General features: G+C 68.6%; 1 protein-coding gene. It reads left to right on the top strand.

The window, feature by feature from the left end:
- Positions 1–535: serine dehydratase beta chain (locus ACYSM9_RS21915; RefSeq protein ID WP_461859051.1), on the top strand; the 535-nt coding region annotated here is incomplete at both ends.

The following is a 535-nucleotide window of genomic DNA, read 5'->3' as shown; positions in this document are numbered from 1 at the left end:
TGCGGGTGGATTTGTATGGGTCGCTTGCGGCGACGGGGCAGGGGCATGGGACGATGACCGCGGTGCTGCTGGGGTTGGAGGGGTTCCATCCGGAGCTGATCCTGCCGGCGGAGGTCGAGGAACGGCTGGCGGCGATCGCTGACACCGGGATCCTGAACCTGGCCGGGGCTGGTGGTGAGGGAGTGCCGCTGCCGTACGGGGTTAAGGACATGGTGCTGCGGCCGTTGACGGTGCTGCCGCGGCACACGAACGGGATGACGTTCACGGTGTCCGACGAGTCCGGGGCGGTGCTGCACTCGGCGACGTTCTTCTCGGTGGGTGGCGGGTTCATCGTCCGCGAGGGTGAGGAGGACGCGGCCCGGCAGGAACTGGAGGAGTCGAAGAAGGAGCTGCCGCTGCCGTTCCGGACCGCGGCGGAACTGCTGGAGCACTGCCGGGACACGGGTCTGGGCATCGCGGATGTCATGCTGCTGAACGAGAAGGCCTCCCGGACCGGGGAGGAGATCCGGGCCGGGCTGCTGCACATCTGGTCCGT

This window comes from Arthrobacter sp. C152 (genome assembly GCF_054890965.1).
This window is presented reverse-complemented; position numbering and strand designations above follow the sequence as displayed.